This window comes from Serratia sp. EWG9 (genome assembly GCF_019913725.1).
Taxonomy (GTDB): domain Bacteria; phylum Pseudomonadota; class Gammaproteobacteria; order Enterobacterales; family Enterobacteriaceae; genus Serratia; species Serratia ureilytica.
In genome coordinates this window covers 687,829-703,331 of the sequence record NZ_JADNRO010000001.1, presented here as the reverse complement: position 1 = coordinate 703,331, position 15,503 = coordinate 687,829, and the positions used below count along the sequence as shown (strand labels likewise).

General features: G+C 59.1%; 15 protein-coding genes. All 15 read left to right on the top strand.

All coding sequences use genetic code 11. The annotated features are described in order from the left end of the window. Positions 1 to 82 precede the first annotated feature (82 nt). On the top strand, positions 83 to 499 hold the full coding sequence (locus ITX55_RS03285) for a DUF2502 domain-containing protein (protein ID WP_047026211.1): 417 nt from the start codon (positions 83 to 85) through the stop codon (positions 497 to 499). A 179-nt stretch (positions 500 to 678) separates the two neighbouring features. Beyond that, entirely contained in the window at positions 679 to 1,686 is a 1,008-nt protein-coding gene (btuC, locus tag ITX55_RS03280; protein ID WP_033652456.1) for a vitamin B12 ABC transporter permease BtuC, read from the top strand. Between the two features lie 45 nt (positions 1,687 to 1,731). Further along, complete coding sequence (locus tag ITX55_RS03275) at positions 1,732 to 2,283, top strand: glutathione peroxidase (RefSeq protein ID WP_072627708.1); 552 nt, start codon at positions 1,732 to 1,734, stop codon at positions 2,281 to 2,283. Positions 2,284 to 2,288: 5 nt separating this feature from the next. Next, on the top strand, positions 2,289 to 3,044 hold the full coding sequence (gene btuD / locus ITX55_RS03270; protein WP_089191669.1) for a vitamin B12 ABC transporter ATP-binding protein BtuD: 756 nt from the start codon (positions 2,289 to 2,291) through the stop codon (positions 3,042 to 3,044). 402 nt (positions 3,045 to 3,446) lie between these two features. Next, entirely contained in the window at positions 3,447 to 4,601 is a 1,155-nt protein-coding gene (gene arnB, locus ITX55_RS03265; RefSeq protein WP_047026209.1) for a UDP-4-amino-4-deoxy-L-arabinose aminotransferase, read from the top strand. Then, a complete protein-coding gene (gene arnC, locus ITX55_RS03260) occupies positions 4,588 to 5,568 on the top strand; it encodes an undecaprenyl-phosphate 4-deoxy-4-formamido-L-arabinose transferase (RefSeq protein ID WP_033642884.1) in 981 nt (326 codons plus the stop codon). The genes arnB and arnC overlap by 14 nt, the downstream gene beginning before the upstream one ends. Continuing rightward, positions 5,568 to 7,550 (top strand): bifunctional UDP-4-amino-4-deoxy-L-arabinose formyltransferase/UDP-glucuronic acid oxidase ArnA, encoded by a 1,983-nt coding sequence (gene arnA / locus ITX55_RS03255; protein WP_033644264.1) that lies wholly within the window; start codon positions 5,568 to 5,570, stop codon positions 7,548 to 7,550. Before arnC ends, arnA begins: the two co-directional genes overlap by 1 nt. Further along, complete coding sequence (gene arnD, locus ITX55_RS03250) at positions 7,547 to 8,452, top strand: 4-deoxy-4-formamido-L-arabinose-phosphoundecaprenol deformylase (RefSeq protein ID WP_223084806.1); 906 nt, start codon at positions 7,547 to 7,549, stop codon at positions 8,450 to 8,452. Before arnA ends, arnD begins: the two co-directional genes overlap by 4 nt. Next, positions 8,449 to 10,113, top strand: coding sequence for a lipid IV(A) 4-amino-4-deoxy-L-arabinosyltransferase (gene arnT / locus ITX55_RS03245; protein WP_033652452.1), 1,665 nt, complete (start codon positions 8,449 to 8,451; stop codon positions 10,111 to 10,113). The genes arnD and arnT overlap by 4 nt, the downstream gene beginning before the upstream one ends. After that, complete coding sequence (gene arnE, locus ITX55_RS03240) at positions 10,110 to 10,454, top strand: 4-amino-4-deoxy-L-arabinose-phosphoundecaprenol flippase subunit ArnE (RefSeq protein WP_033642887.1); 345 nt, start codon at positions 10,110 to 10,112, stop codon at positions 10,452 to 10,454. Before arnT ends, arnE begins: the two co-directional genes overlap by 4 nt. Next, the gene (arnF, locus tag ITX55_RS03235) at positions 10,451 to 10,843 is read left to right on the top strand and encodes a 4-amino-4-deoxy-L-arabinose-phosphoundecaprenol flippase subunit ArnF (RefSeq protein ID WP_033642888.1); all 393 of its coding nucleotides are present in this window, start codon (positions 10,451 to 10,453) and stop codon (positions 10,841 to 10,843) included. The genes arnE and arnF overlap by 4 nt, the downstream gene beginning before the upstream one ends. Positions 10,844 to 11,019: 176 nt before the next feature. Beyond that, positions 11,020 to 11,484 carry an NlpC/P60 family protein gene (locus ITX55_RS03230; protein WP_016927954.1) on the top strand — a complete coding sequence of 155 codons (465 nt, stop codon included), beginning with the start codon at positions 11,020 to 11,022 and terminating at the stop codon, positions 11,482 to 11,484. Between the two features lie 59 nt (positions 11,485 to 11,543). After that, positions 11,544 to 12,557: a lipoate--protein ligase A gene (locus tag ITX55_RS03225; RefSeq protein WP_108680606.1), complete on the top strand. Its 1,014-nt coding sequence runs from the start codon at positions 11,544 to 11,546 to the stop codon at positions 12,555 to 12,557. Between the two features lie 511 nt (positions 12,558 to 13,068). Continuing rightward, the gene (locus tag ITX55_RS03220) at positions 13,069 to 13,800 is read left to right on the top strand and encodes an EAL domain-containing protein (protein ID WP_033642891.1); all 732 of its coding nucleotides are present in this window, start codon (positions 13,069 to 13,071) and stop codon (positions 13,798 to 13,800) included. Positions 13,801 to 14,045: 245 nt separating this feature from the next. Continuing rightward, complete coding sequence (locus ITX55_RS03215; protein WP_108680608.1) at positions 14,046 to 15,488, top strand: protein adenylyltransferase SelO; 1,443 nt, start codon at positions 14,046 to 14,048, stop codon at positions 15,486 to 15,488. Positions 15,489 to 15,503 lie beyond the last annotated feature (15 nt).

The following is a 15,503-nucleotide window of genomic DNA, read 5'->3' as shown; positions in this document are numbered from 1 at the left end:
AAAATAGGCACCGGTGAGATAGTCGCTAAATAAGCGCACTGATATAACCACTGCAGCAAGAAAAATAGAGTGAGAAGGCAAAATGAAAAAGATCCTGTTGCTGGTGTGTTTTCCGCTGTTGCTGCCGCTGGCGGCACAGGCCGATGTCTCCGTCGATATCAACGTGCCGGGCGTTTCCCTGCATTTGGGGGATCAGGACCGCCGCGGCTACTACTGGGATGGCTACGACTGGCGTCCCCCGCAATGGTGGCATGCACACCAGGGCCGCGGTTTGGGGGAGCGCAATGCGCGCGGCCTGTACTGGGACGGCGGGCGCTGGCAGCCTTCGCCGCCGCGCGGCTATGAGCATCGCGAGCCGGCGCGCAGCGGCAATCCTTTCCACGGCGATCGCGATAATCGTGATCATGATGGCCGCCATGACGATCGCGGCGACCATGACCGGCGCGATGACGGCCGCGGCCGGCCCTATCCGCAGGGCAACCCCGGTCAGCATCGTTAACCCCTGAGTTTATCGGCGGCTGGTTTTGCCATCATCCTGGCGATGACGGGCAGGGCCAGCCGCTGCTTTCCTGTGCCATCGCTTACGCAAGGCTTCCCCTTGCGGCGTTAACCCCCTAATATTTGACTCAGACGTCAATTATCCGGCCACGACAGCGGCCGGCAGGGAATCGCCGCGCCATGCCAACCAGCCGTACCTTCACCTTACTGTTGCAACATCAACGTTACCGCGATAAACGCCAGGTCATTCTGTTGGCACTGGGCGTGGTGCTGGCATTGCTGTTTAGCCTTTGCGCCGGCGATCGATGGATATGGCCGTCAGAATGGTTCAGCGATCGGGCGCAGCTGTTCGTCTGGCAACTGCGATTGCCGCGTGCGCTGGCGGTGATGTTGGTCGGCGCAGCCCTGGCGGTAGCCGGGGCGGTGATGCAGGCGCTGTTTGAAAACCCGTTGGCGGAACCTGGCCTGCTGGGGGTGGCGAACGGCGCCGGCGTCGCGCTGGTGCTGACGGTGCTGCTGGGCCACGGTCTGCTGCCGGTAGCGCTGATGAGCGCCGCCGCGATAGCAGGCGCGCTGGCGATGACGTTCTTGCTGCTGGGCTTCGCTCGCCGGCGCCGCCTGACCAATGCGCGGCTGTTGCTGGTGGGAGTGGCGCTGGGCATCGTGTGCAGCGCGCTGATGACCTGGGCGGTCTATTTCAGCACCAGTCTCGATCTGCGGCAGTTGATGTACTGGATGATGGGGGGCTTCGGCGGCGTCGACTGGCGCCAAAAGTGGCTGGTGTTGGCGCTGCTGCCGGTGCTGCTGTGGCTGTGCGGCCAGGGGCGAGCGCTTAACCTGATGGCGCTGGGCGAGGTGCAGGCGCGGCAGCTCGGGCTGTCGCTGCATCTGTGGCGCAACCTGCTGGTGCTGGCGATCGGCTGGCTGGTGGGCGTCAGCGTGGCGCTCGCCGGGGTGATCGGCTTCGTCGGGCTGGTGATCCCGCATATTTTGCGGCTCACCGGCCTGACCGACCAACGCTATCTGTTGCCGGCCTGCGCGCTGGCGGGGGCCGGCGTGTTGCTGGTGGCCGATGTGATCGCCCGCGTTGCGCTGCTGGCGGCCGAACTGCCGATCGGCGTGGTGACCGCTACGCTGGGAGCGCCGCTATTTATCTGGTTACTGACCCGGGCAAAAGGCGTAAGGTAGTTTTCTTCATTCACCTGCCATTAAAAAACTACAGGATGACAACCGATGAGCAATCCAATTTATAACCTGCCGTTACAGACCATCGCAAATCAGGCTACCACGCTGGGGGCCTATCAGGGCAAGGTGCTGCTGGTGGTCAACGTGGCCTCGGAGTGCGGCCTGACGAAGCAATATGAAGGGCTGGAAGCGCTGTACGAAACCTATCGCGATCGGGGGCTGGAAGTGCTGGGGTTCCCGTCCAATGAATTCCTGGGGCAGGAGCCGGGCAGCAACGAAGAGATCCTGGCGTTTTGCCGTGGCACTTTCGGCGTGCAATTCCCGATGTTCGCCAAGATTGAGGTGAACGGCGAACACCGTCATCCACTGTATCAGGCGCTGATTGCCGCGCAGCCGGCTGCTGTCGCGCCGCAGGGCAGCGAGTTCCTGGCGCGGATGACCAGCAAAGGGCGTGCGCCGAAGCACGCCGGCGATATTTTGTGGAACTTCGAGAAATTCCTCATCGCGCGCGACGGCACGGTGATCCAGCGCTTCTCGCCTGACACCACGCCGGAAGATCCGGCGCTGGTGGCGGCGGTGAAACAAGCGCTGGCAGGGTAAGACGAATGCTGCAACTCGTTGAGGTTGGGGTGGCGGGGCGCCTGGCGCCTTTTTCGGCACAGATTGACGGCGGGTTGCAGGTTCACCTGATCGGCCCAAACGGCGCCGGGAAGAGCACTCTGCTGGCGCGGGTGGCCGGCATGCTGCCGGGGCTGGGCGAGGTTCGTCTGGACGGACGCGCGCTCTCAGATTATCCGGGGAGCGAACTGGCATCCCGGCGTGGTTACCTCAGCCAGCAACAGCCGCCGGTGTCGCTGATGCCGGTGTTTCAGTATTTGGCGCTGCACCGGCCTGCGGCGGCGACGCAAACCGATGTGGAGCACGCCATCCTCTATCTGTGCCGGCGGTTGAAGCTGGTGGATAAGCTGTCACGCATGCTGACGCAGCTTTCTGGAGGCGAATGGCAACGGGTGCGGCTGGCGGCGGTCTTGCTGCAGGTGTGGCCCAGCGTCAATCCGCACAGCCGCCTGTTGTTGCTGGATGAGCCGACCAACAGCCTGGATGTGGCGCAGAAAGTCGCGCTGGATCGCCTGCTGCGCGAATTCTGCCAGAGCGGGCGCAGCGCGCTGGTATGCGCGCACGATCTGAATCACACCCTGCAGCAGGCCGATCGGGTTTGGTTGCTGCATGCCGGCCGGCTGGTGGCGCAGGGCGTCACGCGTGAGGTGATGGCGCCCGCGATGCTGTCGCAGATTTATGAAGTGGATTTTCAACTGCAATGGGTAGGGGAGCAGCGTTGGATCATGACCCGCACGGCTTAATTAACCCAGTCGGCGGGGCGCAACGTAAACGGAAACTAAACACAGTGAATATAAATAGCGGGGTAAGGATCGGCGAATATTGTGCGGTCTCTCATTTTCTTATCGATTTTCTTGAAAAACGTCGATGACGTGCTACGCTTGATTCGGCAAAAATAAAATACGTAAGTAATTATTAAAAAAATATAAGAAATTGATTTACATAATAAAATTAAATTAATGATGACGGCACCTTCCTATCAGTTCTCCCACTGATGACAAGTCTCGTCTTAAGGTTTAGTTAAGCTTGCGGCCTTACATTGGCAGTTAATCCACGGAAACGATTCTTCTCTGGCGTTTAATATTCGTTAAACGAAAGGGATTTACAGTGTCATCAAAAGCAGTTCGATACGTTTGGGGTTAACTATGGATCAATTTTTACCTTTCTCTCGTCCAGCCATCGGCGATGAAGAAATCGCCGCGGTAGAGAAAGTGTTGCGTTCCGGTTGGATCACCACCGGCCCGCAAAATCAGCAACTGGAAAGCGACTTCTGTTCCACCTTCGGCTGTAAGCACGCCATCGCCGTGAGTTCCGCCACAGCGGGCATGCACATCACTTTGATGGCGCTGGGCGTGGGGCCCGGCGATGAAGTCATCACCCCTTCCCAAACCTGGGTTTCCACCCTCAACATGATCGAACTGCTGGGCGCTACGCCGGTGATGATCGACGTTGACCGTGAGACCTTGATGGTCAGCGCCGCCGACGTTGAGGCTGCCATCACCCCGAAAACCAAAGCGATTGTTCCGGTGCATTATGCCGGCGCCCCCCTGCAGATGGACGCTTTGCGCGCCGTGGCCGAACGCCATGGTCTGCCGTTAATCGAAGACGCCGCCCATGCGGTCGGCACGCGTTACAACGGCGAATGGGTCGGCGCGCGCGGCACGGCGATTTTCTCGTTCCACGCGATTAAGAACGTGACCTGCGCCGAAGGCGGCCTGATCGCCACCGACGACGATGCGCTGGCGGATCGCCTGCGTTGCCTGAAGTTCCACGGCCTGGCCGTCGATGCCTTCGATCGCCAGCAGCTGGGCCGCAAACCGCAGGCCGAAGTGGTGGAGCCGGGGTACAAATACAACCTGTCCGACATTCACGCGGCGATCGCCGTGGTGCAACTTTCGCGCTTCGCTGAGCTGAACGCGCGCCGCAAGGCGCTGGCGCAGCGCTACCTGAGCGCGCTGGAAGGCTCGCCGTTCCAGCCGTTGGGCGTGCCGGATTATCCGCATGACCACGCCTGGCACCTGTTTATGGTGCGCGTCGATCCCGAGCGCTGCGGCCTTGATCGCGACCAGCTGATGGAGCGCCTGAAAGAGGTTGGCATCGGCACCGGGCTGCATTTCCGTGCGGCGCACACCCAGAAATTCTACCGTGAGCGCTATCCGCAGCTGTCGTTGCCGAATACCGAATGGAACTCGGCGCGGCTGTGCACCTTACCGCTATTCCCTGATATGACCGACGCCGATGTGGATCGCGTGGTCAATGCCTTGTCTTCTGTTGTGGAGTCTTTACGTGTCTCGCGTTGAACCGATCAAAAAAGTGTCGATAGTCATCCCGGTATACAACGAGCAGGAAAGCCTGCCTGCGTTGCTGGAGCGCACTACCGCCGCCTGTAAGCAGTTATCCCAACCTTATGAAATCATTCTCGTCGACGATGGCAGCAGCGACAACTCCGCTGACATGCTGACCGCGGCGGCCGAAAAGCCGGACAGTCACGTGATTGCCGTCCTGCTTAACCGCAACTATGGCCAACATTCGGCGATCATGGCCGGTTTCAATCAGGTGACCGGCGATCTGGTGATTACCCTTGACGCCGATCTGCAGAACCCGCCGGAGGAAATCCCTCGGCTGGTCAGCGTGGCGGAAGAGGGCTATGACGTGGTGGGCACCGTGCGCGCCAACCGTCAGGACTCCTGGTTCCGCAAAAGCGCTTCGCGCGTAATCAACATGATGATTCAACGCGCCACCGGCAAATCGATGGGGGACTACGGCTGCATGCTGCGCGCCTATCGTCGTCATATCGTTGAGGCGATGCTGCACTGTCATGAGCGCAGCACCTTCATCCCGATCCTGGCGAATACCTTCGCCCGTCGCACGACCGAGATCGACGTGCGTCACGCCGAGCGCGAGTTCGGCGACTCCAAATACAGCCTGATGAAGCTGATCAACCTGATGTATGACCTGATCACCTGTCTGACCACTACGCCGCTGCGTTTGCTCAGCGTGGTCGGCAGTATCGTGGCGCTGTCCGGGTTCGTGTTGGCGCTGGTGCTGATCGCGCTGCGTCTGCTGCTCGGTCCTGAATGGGCCGCCGGCGGCGTGTTCACGCTTTTCGCCGTCCTGTTCACCTTTATCGGCGCCCAGTTTGTCGGCATGGGGCTACTGGGTGAATACATCGGCCGCATCTATACCGACGTGCGCGCACGTCCTCGCTATTTTGTTCAGAAAGTGGTCGGCGTACAGCAAGACCACAATACTCAGGAAGAAGAATGATGAAAGCTATTGTATTTGCTTACCATGATATTGGCTGCGCAGGTCTGAAAGCGCTGACTGAGGCGGGTTATGACGTGCAGGCTGTGTTCACGCACACCGACGACCCAGGTGAGAACAACTTCTTCTCCTCCGTGGCCCGTTTGGGCGCCGAATTGGATCTGCCGGTCTATGCGCCGGAAGACGTGAACCACCCGCTGTGGGTTGATCGCATTCGCGAACTGCAGCCGGACGTGATCTTCTCGTTCTACTACCGTCACATGCTGAGCGACGAGATCTTGTCGCTGGCCCCGTTGGGCGGTTTCAACCTGCATGGTTCGCTGCTGCCGCGCTACCGTGGTCGCGCGCCGGTGAACTGGGCGTTGGTGAATGGCGAAACCGAAACCGGCGCCACCCTGCACAAAATGGTGAAACGCCCTGACGCCGGCGACATCGTGGGCCAGCAGAAAGTGGCTATCGCCGACAACGACACTGCGCTGACGCTGCACAAAAAAGTGCTGGAAGCCGCACAGGCCGTGTTGAAAGAGCAGCTGCCAAAGCTGAAGAACGGCACCGCCACCTTCACCAAGCAGGATGAGTCTCAGGCCAGCTACTTCGGGCGCCGCACCGCGGCGGACGGTGAGATCTTGTGGCACAAATCCGCCAAAGAGATCAACAACCTGGTCCGCGCCGTCACCGAACCGTACCCGGGGGCATTCAGCTACCTCGGCCAGCGCAAGCTGATCGTCTGGCGTTCCCGCGTGCTGGATACCCAACACGATAAACAACCGGGCACCGTGCTGAGCACCGCCCCGCTGGTCATCGCCTGTGGCGAAGGCGCGCTGGAAATCGTCGCCGGGCAGAACGAAAGTGGCCTGTACGTGCAGGGCAGCCGCCTGGCGCAGGAAATGGGCATCGTCACCGATGTGCGTCTGGCCGCCAAGCCGAACGCCGTGATGAAACGCCGCACCCGCGTGCTGATCCTCGGGGTCAACGGTTTCATCGGCAACCACCTGACCGAGCGTCTGCTGCGCGACGATCGTTACGACATCTACGGTCTGGATATCGGCTCTGACGCCATCAGCCGCTTCCTCGACAACCCGCGCTTCCACTTCGTGGAAGGCGACATCAGCATCCACTCCGAGTGGATCGAGTATCACATCAAGAAATGCGACGTGGTGCTGCCGCTGGTGGCGATCGCGACGCCGATCGAATACACCCGTAACCCGCTGCGTGTGTTCGAGCTGGACTTCGAAGAGAACCTGAAGATCGTTCGCGACTGCGTGAAATACAACAAGCGCATCATCTTCCCGTCCACCTCAGAAGTGTACGGCATGTGCGACGACAAAGAGTTCGATGAAGACCATTCGCGTCTGATCGTCGGGCCAATCAACAAACAACGCTGGATCTACTCGGTCTCCAAACAGCTGCTGGATCGGGTGATCTGGGCTTACGGCGCCAAAGAAGGCCTGAAGTTCACGCTGTTCCGTCCGTTCAACTGGATGGGGCCGCGTCTGGATAACCTGGACGCCGCGCGCATCGGTTCTTCCCGCGCCATCACCCAGCTGATCCTCAACCTGGTAGAAGGTTCGCCGATCAAACTGATGGACGGCGGCGCACAGAAGCGTTGCTTCACCGACATCAACGACGGCATTGAAGCGCTGTTCCGCATCATTGAGAACCGCGACGGCCTGTGCGACGGTCAGATCGTCAACATCGGTAACCCGACCAACGAAGCGAGCATTCGCGAGCTGGCGGAAATGCTGCTGGAAAGCTTCAACAACCACCCGCTGCGCGACCGCTTCCCGCCGTTTGCCGGCTTCAAGGACGTGGAGAGCAGCAGCTACTACGGTAAAGGTTACCAGGACGTCGAGCACCGCACGCCGAGCATCAAGAACGCGCGCCGCCTGCTGGGCTGGCAGCCGACCATCGAGATGAAGCAAACCGTCGCCGATACGCTGGACTACTTCCTGCGCACTACCGTTCAGGAAGGGAACGATGCATGAAGAAAGTCGGTCTGCGGGTTGATGTAGATACCTTCAGCGGCACCCGTGAAGGGGTGCCGCAGTTGCTGGACCTGTTCGAAAAGTACGACATTCAGGCCAGCTTCTTCTTCAGCGTGGGACCGGACAACATGGGGCGCCATCTTTGGCGCCTTTTGCGTCCGAAATTTCTGTGGAAAATGCTGCGCTCGAACGCCGCTTCGCTGTACGGTCTGGATATTCTGCTGGCCGGCACCGCGTGGCCGGGGCGCAACATTTCACGCGCGCTGGGGCCGCTGATGAAGCGCACCGCCGAAGCCGGCCATGAAGTCGGGCTGCACGCCTGGGATCACCAGGGATGGCAGGCCAACGTCGGCAAATGGAGCGAGGCGCAGCTGACCGAACAGGTGCAGCGGGGCGTCGATGCCCTGAGCGCCAGCACCGGCCAGCCGGTGAAATGCTCCGCCGTAGCAGGGTGGCGTGCCGACACGCGCGTGCTGGAGGTCAAGCAGCGCTTCGGCTTCCATTACAACAGCGATTGCCGCGGCACCCATCCGTTCCGTCCGGTGCTGAGCGACGGGCGTCACGGTACGGTGCAGATCCCGGTGACGTTGCCGACCTTCGACGAAGTGATCGGCAGCGAAGTCAGCATGGCCGACTTTAACGACTACATTCTGCGCGCCATCGAGAACGATCGCGGCGTACCGGTGTACACCATTCACACCGAAGTGGAAGGCATGTCGCAAGCGGCGATGTTCGAACAGTTATTGCAACGCGCACGGCAGCTGGGCATCGAATTCTGCCCGCTGAGCGCGCTGTTACCGCAAGATTTGGCGTCACTGCCGTTGGGCCGCATCAAGCGCGCTCCTTTCCCCGGCCGCGAAGGTTGGCTGGGCTGTCAAACCGATGTGAAGGACGTTACATGAAGGCGCTAAAAGGATCCTGGGCCATTCTGCTGGCCGTTTTTTTTGCTCTGGTCTATCTGATCCCGCTTAACGGTCGCCTGCTGTGGCAGCCGGATGAAACGCGTTATGCCGAGATCAGCCGTGAAATGCTGCAACGCGGCGATTGGGTGGTGCCGCACCTGCTGGGGCTGCGCTATTTCGAGAAGCCGGTAGCGGGATACTGGTTCAATAACATCAGCCAGTGGCTGTTCGGAGAAAACAACTTTGCGGTGCGGTTCGGCTCGGTGTTCAGCACCGGCATGACCGCGCTGCTGGTGTTCGCGCTGGCGATGCTGATGTGGCGCAATGCGCGCCGCGCCAGCCTGGCGATGCTGATGTTTCTGTCGATGGTGCTGGTGTTCAGCATCGGCACCTACAGCGTGCTGGATCCGATGATTTCGCTGTGGCTGGCGGCGGCGATGGTCAGCTATTACCTGACGCTGAAAGCCACCTCGGTCAAAGGCAAGCTGGGTGCCTACGCCTTGCTGGGCTTGGCCTGCGGCATGGGCTTTATGACCAAGGGCTTCCTGGCGCTGGCGGTGCCGGTGATCGCGGTGATCCCGATTGTCATTCAGCAACGTCGCATCAAGGATCTGCTGTGCTACGGCCCGGTGGCGATCGTGACCGCCACATTGCTCAGCCTGCCGTGGGCGCTGGCGATCGCGCAACGTGAGCCCGATTTCTGGAATTACTTCTTCTGGGTCGAACACATTCAGCGCTTCGCCGAAGATAACGCCCAGCACAAGGCGCCATTCTGGTATTACCTGCCGATCCTGCTGGCGGCGGTGTTGCCGTGGCTGGCGCTGCTGCCCGGCGCGCTGCTCAAAGGTTGGCGCGAACGCGTGCAGCGCCCGGAGCTGTTCTTCCTGCTGAGCTGGGCGATGATGCCGCTGATCTTCTTCAGCATCGCCAAAGGCAAGCTGCCGACCTATATTCTGCCTTGCATGGCGCCGCTGGCGCTGCTGATGACCGCCTACGCGGAAGACTATGCCGCCACGCTGCGCGCAAGGCTGTTTAAGGCCAACGCCTGGCTGAACGGCCTGTTCGGGCTGATTGGCATCGTGGCGCTGGTGGTGTTGAGCTCCGGTTTGCTGCCGAAAGCGCATCTGTTTACTCCGCAGGAGTGGCCGAAAGTGGTGCTCGGCCTGATCGCGTTCGGCGGTTGGCTGCTGTTCGCGCTGGTCTCCGCGCGCGATAACGGCCGCCAATGGCGTTGGGCGGCCGCTTGCCCGGTGCTGCTGTGCCTGGTGATCGGTTACGCGATTCCGCAGCAGGTGACCGATTCCAAACTGCCGCAGAACTTCGCCCGCGCCACGATGGCCGAACTGGGCGACAGCCGTTACGTGCTGACCGACAGCGTCGGGGTGGCGGCCGGCCTGGCCTGGGAACTCAAGCGCAGCGACGTGCTGATGTACAGCCAGAAAGGCGAGGTGGCCTATGGTCTGGAGTATCCGGACGCCAAAGGGCACCTGATCAGCGATGCCGATTTCCCGCAGTGGCTGGCGCAGGCGCGCAAGCAGGGGAATGTGTCGCTGGTGTTGCAGCTCTCCCGCGGCGAAGCGCTGCCGCAGGAACTGCCTGCCGCAGATAAGGTGGATCGCATGAACCGTCTGGTGCTGATGTGGTATAAACAGCAACCATGATCGGTTTTCTGTTGGTGATAGTGGTCAGTCTGCTCACCTGTGGTGGGCAGCTGTGCCAGAAGCAGGCGGCGCACTGCTGGGAACGGGCGGACGAGGCGCGGCTCAAGCAGACGCTGCGTTGGCTGGCGCTGGCGGTGCTGTTGCTGGGGCTGGGCATGGCGGTGTGGCTCAATGTGCTGCAACGCCTGCCGCTCAGCCTGGCTTACCCGATGCTCAGCCTTAACTTCGTGATGGTGACGCTGGCCGCGCGCTGGCTGTTTCACGAGCCGACGACCGCGCGCCATTGGTGTGGCGTGGCGTCGATTATGCTGGGGATCCTGCTGATGAGCGTGCATTCATGAAGGGCTATGCCTGGGGCGCCGCCAGCGTACTGCTGGTGACGCTGGCGCAGTTGCTGATGAAGTGGGGCATGGTTCAGATCCCGCTGATGTCGTTCGCCGACGTCTCGCTGACGCTGATCGGCGACTACTGGCTACCGCTGCTGGCGGTGGGCGGCGGCATCTTTGGCTATGCGCTGTCGATGCTGTGTTGGTTCTTTGCGCTGCGCCATCTGCCGTTAAACCGCGCTTATCCTCTGCTGAGCGTCAGCTATGCGCTGGTTTACCTGGCGGCGGTGATCCTGCCGTGGTTTAACGAATCCGCTACGCTGCTGAAAACGTTGGGCACGCTGTTTATTCTGTTCGGCGTCTGGCTGATTAACAGCAAATCCGAGACCAAATCGCCGCAATAGGGCCAAAACCGGCGATCCTGCTATTATCTCCCTCATGGCGCTTGCCTTTTTCCCCGTGCGGGAGATAAATTAACGCGAAATAGCGCTTTCCTTACGTGGTGCCGGCTTTGCCTCGCAGGCAGTGTAGTGGTGTACCGAATGGCATAATGCGGCAACGTGTTCAATGAAGGGATATTATGCGGATGCGTGTGTGGTTTTTATTAGCCAGTTTAATCCTCGCCGGTTGCAGCAGCCATGCGCCGCCACCCAGCGGCCGCCTGGCGGATTCTATCGTGGTGGTGGCTCAGCTCAATGAACAACTGCGCCAGTGGTACGGCACGCCATACCGTTACGGTGGCCTGGATCGCGGCGGCGTGGATTGCTCCGGCTTTGTTTACCGCACGTTCCGCGATCGCTTCGATATGCAGCTGCCCCGTTCGACCGAAGAGCAAACCTCGCTGGGCACCAAGGTCTCGCGCGACGAACTGATGCCGGGCGATCTGGTGTTTTTCAAAACCGGCGGCGGTGAGAACGGTCTGCACGTCGGCATTTACGATACCAACGACCAATTTATCCACGCTTCGACCAGCCGCGGGGTGATCCGCTCCTCGCTCGATAACGTTTACTGGAAACGGGTGTACTGGCAGGCGCGGCGCATTTAGCCTTAACCCGTTGATTTGGTGTATCATGGCGGCATCACGTGTTTTGAACGGTGCCTGCCATGAACAGTTTGCGTTTACTGATCTCCGACTCCTACGATCCCTGGTTCAACCTGGCGGTGGAAGAGTGCATCTTCCGCGAAATGACCACGCAAAAAATCCTCTTCCTGTGGCGCAATGCCGAAACGGTGGTGATCGGCCAGTCGCAGAACCCCTGGAAAGAGTGCAACACCCGGCGTATGGAACAGGATGGCATTCGGCTGGCGCGGCGCAGCAGCGGCGGCGGGGCGGTATTCCACGATTTGGGCAACACCTGTTTCACCTTTATGGCCGGCAAGCCGGGGTACGATAAAAGCGTCTCCACGAACATCATTCTGCAAGCGCTGCGGCAGTTGGGCGTAACGGCCGACGCATCGGGGCGCAATGACCTGGTGATGGAAACTGCCGATGGGCCGCGCAAAATATCCGGCTCCGCCTATCGCGAAACGCAGGATCGCGGTTTCCACCACGGCACGCTGCTGCTGAATGCCGATCTGGAGCGGCTGGCGGACTACCTCAATCCGGATCCCAAAAAACTGCAGGCCAAGGGCATCACCTCGGTGCGTTCGCGCGTCGCCAACCTGGCGGAGTTTTTGCCGGGCATCAGCCATGAGCAGGTGTGTGAGGCGATCGTGCAGGCCTTCTTCGCCCACTATGGCGAGACGGCCGAGCCGGAGATCATTTCGCCGGATGTATTCCCCGATCTGCCCGATTTTGCCGCGCAGTTCGCCAAACAGAGCAGTTGGGAATGGAATTTCGGCAAGGCGCCGGCGTTCAGCCATCTGCTAAATGAACGCTTCGTCTGGGGCGGCGTGGACCTGTTCTTCGATGTCGAGAAGGGGAGAATTGTTCGTGCGCAGGTATTCACCGACAGCCTGAATCCGGCTCCGCTACAGCGGTTGGCGGACATGCTGGTGGGCTGCGCGTACCGCAGTGAGCCCGTCGCCGCCTGCTGCGACCGCCTGGTGGCGGCCTATCCGCAACAGGCGGCTGAATTGACCGAGCTGCGGCAATGGCTGAGCGATACCATCCGCTAGCCGGGCGGTCTGGCTGCGAGGGGATGAGCGTGCTCATCCCTTTTTTTATCGCTGAAAGCGACGTTTCGCTGGGCGTAGCGCAGATTTTCTGAAAATCAAGGTGGGCATTTTTTCAGGTTTTCAATGCTGCGAATAACGGGCGGAATTGATGCGTTATTAAATTTAATCAGTCATCGTTAACGGCCGGAAAAATTGGCGTTAAGTCAGAAAGATTATTTTACTTTATTTAGGATTTTTCTTAATTAAAACAAAGGAGATAAGTCAAATTTGACCTCAAATCCATTCCACTTAAGCCAAATATCTTTTCGCATCACGCGCCGAACGAGAAAACTGGCATAAGTGCGGCTGCTTTTCTTTGCGCCGTTCGCGATTGTCGTATAGCTTTAATCTATCAATTAAATGATATTTTACGAGCATTTGCATTGATATTTCCGATTAATCCCAGAAGGATTGATCGATAAAATATATTGATATACGATGATACGCTAGCCATTCATCCTGTGGCATTAAAATGAACATCCAACTCGAAGCTGACTTTATTAGTAGCTATGTTTTTCAACCTGTTTACTCAATGGAGGGCGGGCTGTTGGCGGTGGAAATGTTGAGCCGTTTCAACAGTCTCGACGGTGATTTAGCCATGCCGGCCGAAATTGGGATTAATTTATTGGCGCCTGAACAAAGGATTGAGTTATTTAATGAGCAATTGAGACTGGCGGAGCAGCATGCTGCCTGGTTTACCGGTAACAGCGTGCAGTTGACCATCAATATCGAAGAAACCATCGTCGAGCTTATTCTTTCCGATCCGGCCTTGTGCCAGAGGATCCGGCAATATCCTTTTATTGCATTTGAAATGAGTGAGAGTTTTCCGAATCTTTCTGCCGGAAAGAACAATACGAGCGTGCGGCGATTAAGCGAATTGTTTACGCTGTGGCTCGATGATTTCGGTTCCGGTAAAGCCACGCTGACCGCGTTGTACGATGGTTTGTTTGACTACGTAAAGATAGACAAGCGTTTTTACTGGCAGCTGTTTACCCATCAGGGGTATGACGTGGTCATCGACTCGTTGTTAAAGAATATCAACCTGTTGTGTAAAGGCGTGATCGTCGGAGGAATAGAGAAAAAAGAGTACTTTAATAAACTCAGATACGCCGGTGTTTTAGGCCTGCAAGGTTTTTTATGGCCCAGCGTTGGTGTGGATAATCTGCAAGCTTTGCTGGCGATGCCCAGCGAGTTCAATAATTAAGAAGTGATACAAAAAAACTACACACAATGAGGTAAATAAGCGACGGGGTGATGTTTAGCGTGATTCAGTCGCCGTTATTCACCCACGTTTTTGCTGATAACCGCGTTTGTCAGCCGACGTTCAGCGCGTTTCCTCACGCGAAACCTCCCGCATCCGTTCTGGCGACAGGCGGATGCGTTCTCCCTGCATTCCTTCGGTGTTAATCCTCCCGTTCAGGCTCTACACTACGCTGAAACGGAGGGCCTATGCCGCAATTCGATAACGCTTACTATCAACAATTACCCGGTTTTTACACCGCCCTGAACCCGACGCCGCTCAAGGATGCGCGTCTGCTGTACCACAGTGAGCCGCTGGCGCGCGAGCTGGGGCTGGATGACAGTTGGTTTACTCAGGATAAAACCCCGATTTGGGCGGGGGAAACGCTGCTGCCGGGCATGCAGCCGTTGGCGCAGGTGTACAGTGGCCACCAGTTCGGCGTCTGGGCCGGGCAACTGGGCGATGGGCGCGGCATTTTGCTGGGCGAACAAGTCCTCGCGGACGGCAGTCACCGTGACTGGCACCTGAAGGGCGCCGGGCTGACGCCGTATTCACGCATGGGGGATGGCCGCGCGGTGCTGCGTTCGGTTGTCCGCGAGTTTCTGGCCTCTGAGGCGTTGCACCATCTGGGGATCCCCACCACGCGTGCGTTAACTATTGTCACCAGTCAACAACCGGTATACCGCGAGCAGCCGGAACGCGGCGCGATGCTGCTGCGGGTGGCGGAAAGCCATGTGCGTTTCGGTCACTTCGAACACTTTTATTACCGCAAACAGCCGGAGCAGGTGCGGCAGCTGGCGGATTTCGTCATCGCCCGTCACTGGCCGCAGTTGCAGGATCAGGCCGATCGTTACCTGTTGTGGTTTACCGACGTGGTCGAACGCACGGCGCGCCTGATCGCCCATTGGCAAACCGTCGGATTCGCCCACGGCGTGATGAACACCGACAACATGTCGATTCTCGGCATCACCATCGATTACGGCCCTTACGGCTTCCTCGATGACTATCAGCCCGGCTACATCTGTAACCATTCCGACCATCAAGGGCGTTACGCCTTTGATAATCAGCCGGCGGTGGCGTTATGGAACTTGCATCGCCTGGCGCAAACTTTGTCGGGGCTGATGACTGCCGAACAGCTGCAGCAGGCGTTGGCGGCGTATGAACCGGCGTTGATGCGCGCTTATGGCGAACAGATGCGCGCCAAACTGGGCTTCTTCACGCCGACGGCGCAGGATAACGACGTGCTGACCGGCCTGTTGAGCCTGATGGCCCAGGAAGGGCGGGACTATACCCGCACGTTCCGCCTGTTGAGCGAAACAGAACAGCAACAGGCGCAGTCGCCGCTGCGCGATGAGTTTATCGACCGCGCGGCCTTCGACGCCTGGTATCAGCAATATCGTCAGCGTTTGCAGCAGGAGCAGGTCAGCGACGCGGAGCGGCAACGGGCGATGAAGGCGGTGAACCCACGGCTGATCCTGCGCAACTACCTGGCCCAGCAAGCGATTGAGGATGCGGAGAAAGACGACGTCGGCCGTTTGCAGCGGTTGCATCAGGCCTTGCTGCGGCCGTTCGACGATGAGCCGGAGTATGACGATCTCGCCGCGCTGCCGCCGGACTGGGGCAAACATCTGGAGATTTCCTGCTCCAGCTGAGATGAAAAAAGGGCG

Excerpts from the sequence above, each read along its gene's own strand:
- ITX55_RS03285 (WP_047026211.1), top strand. The coding sequence starts at position 83 with ATGAAAAAGATCCTGTTGCTGGTGTGTTTTCCGCTGTTGCTGCCGCTG.
- btuC (WP_033652456.1), top strand. The coding sequence starts at position 679 with ATGCCAACCAGCCGTACCTTCACCTTACTGTTGCAACATCAACGTTAC.
- ITX55_RS03275 (WP_072627708.1), top strand. The coding sequence starts at position 1,732 with ATGAGCAATCCAATTTATAACCTGCCGTTACAGACCATCGCAAATCAG.
- btuD (WP_089191669.1), top strand. The coding sequence starts at position 2,289 with ATGCTGCAACTCGTTGAGGTTGGGGTGGCGGGGCGCCTGGCGCCTTTT.
- arnB (WP_047026209.1), top strand. The coding sequence starts at position 3,447 with ATGGATCAATTTTTACCTTTCTCTCGTCCAGCCATCGGCGATGAAGAA.
- arnA (WP_033644264.1), top strand. The coding sequence starts at position 5,568 with ATGAAAGCTATTGTATTTGCTTACCATGATATTGGCTGCGCAGGTCTG.
- arnD (WP_223084806.1), top strand. The coding sequence starts at position 7,547 with ATGAAGAAAGTCGGTCTGCGGGTTGATGTAGATACCTTCAGCGGCACC.
- arnT (WP_033652452.1), top strand. The coding sequence starts at position 8,449 with ATGAAGGCGCTAAAAGGATCCTGGGCCATTCTGCTGGCCGTTTTTTTT.
- arnE (WP_033642887.1), top strand. The coding sequence starts at position 10,110 with ATGATCGGTTTTCTGTTGGTGATAGTGGTCAGTCTGCTCACCTGTGGT.
- arnF (WP_033642888.1), top strand. The coding sequence starts at position 10,451 with ATGAAGGGCTATGCCTGGGGCGCCGCCAGCGTACTGCTGGTGACGCTG.
- ITX55_RS03230 (WP_016927954.1), top strand. The coding sequence starts at position 11,020 with ATGCGGATGCGTGTGTGGTTTTTATTAGCCAGTTTAATCCTCGCCGGT.
- ITX55_RS03225 (WP_108680606.1), top strand. The coding sequence starts at position 11,544 with ATGAACAGTTTGCGTTTACTGATCTCCGACTCCTACGATCCCTGGTTC.
- ITX55_RS03220 (WP_033642891.1), top strand. The coding sequence starts at position 13,069 with ATGAACATCCAACTCGAAGCTGACTTTATTAGTAGCTATGTTTTTCAA.
- ITX55_RS03215 (WP_108680608.1), top strand. The coding sequence starts at position 14,046 with ATGCCGCAATTCGATAACGCTTACTATCAACAATTACCCGGTTTTTAC.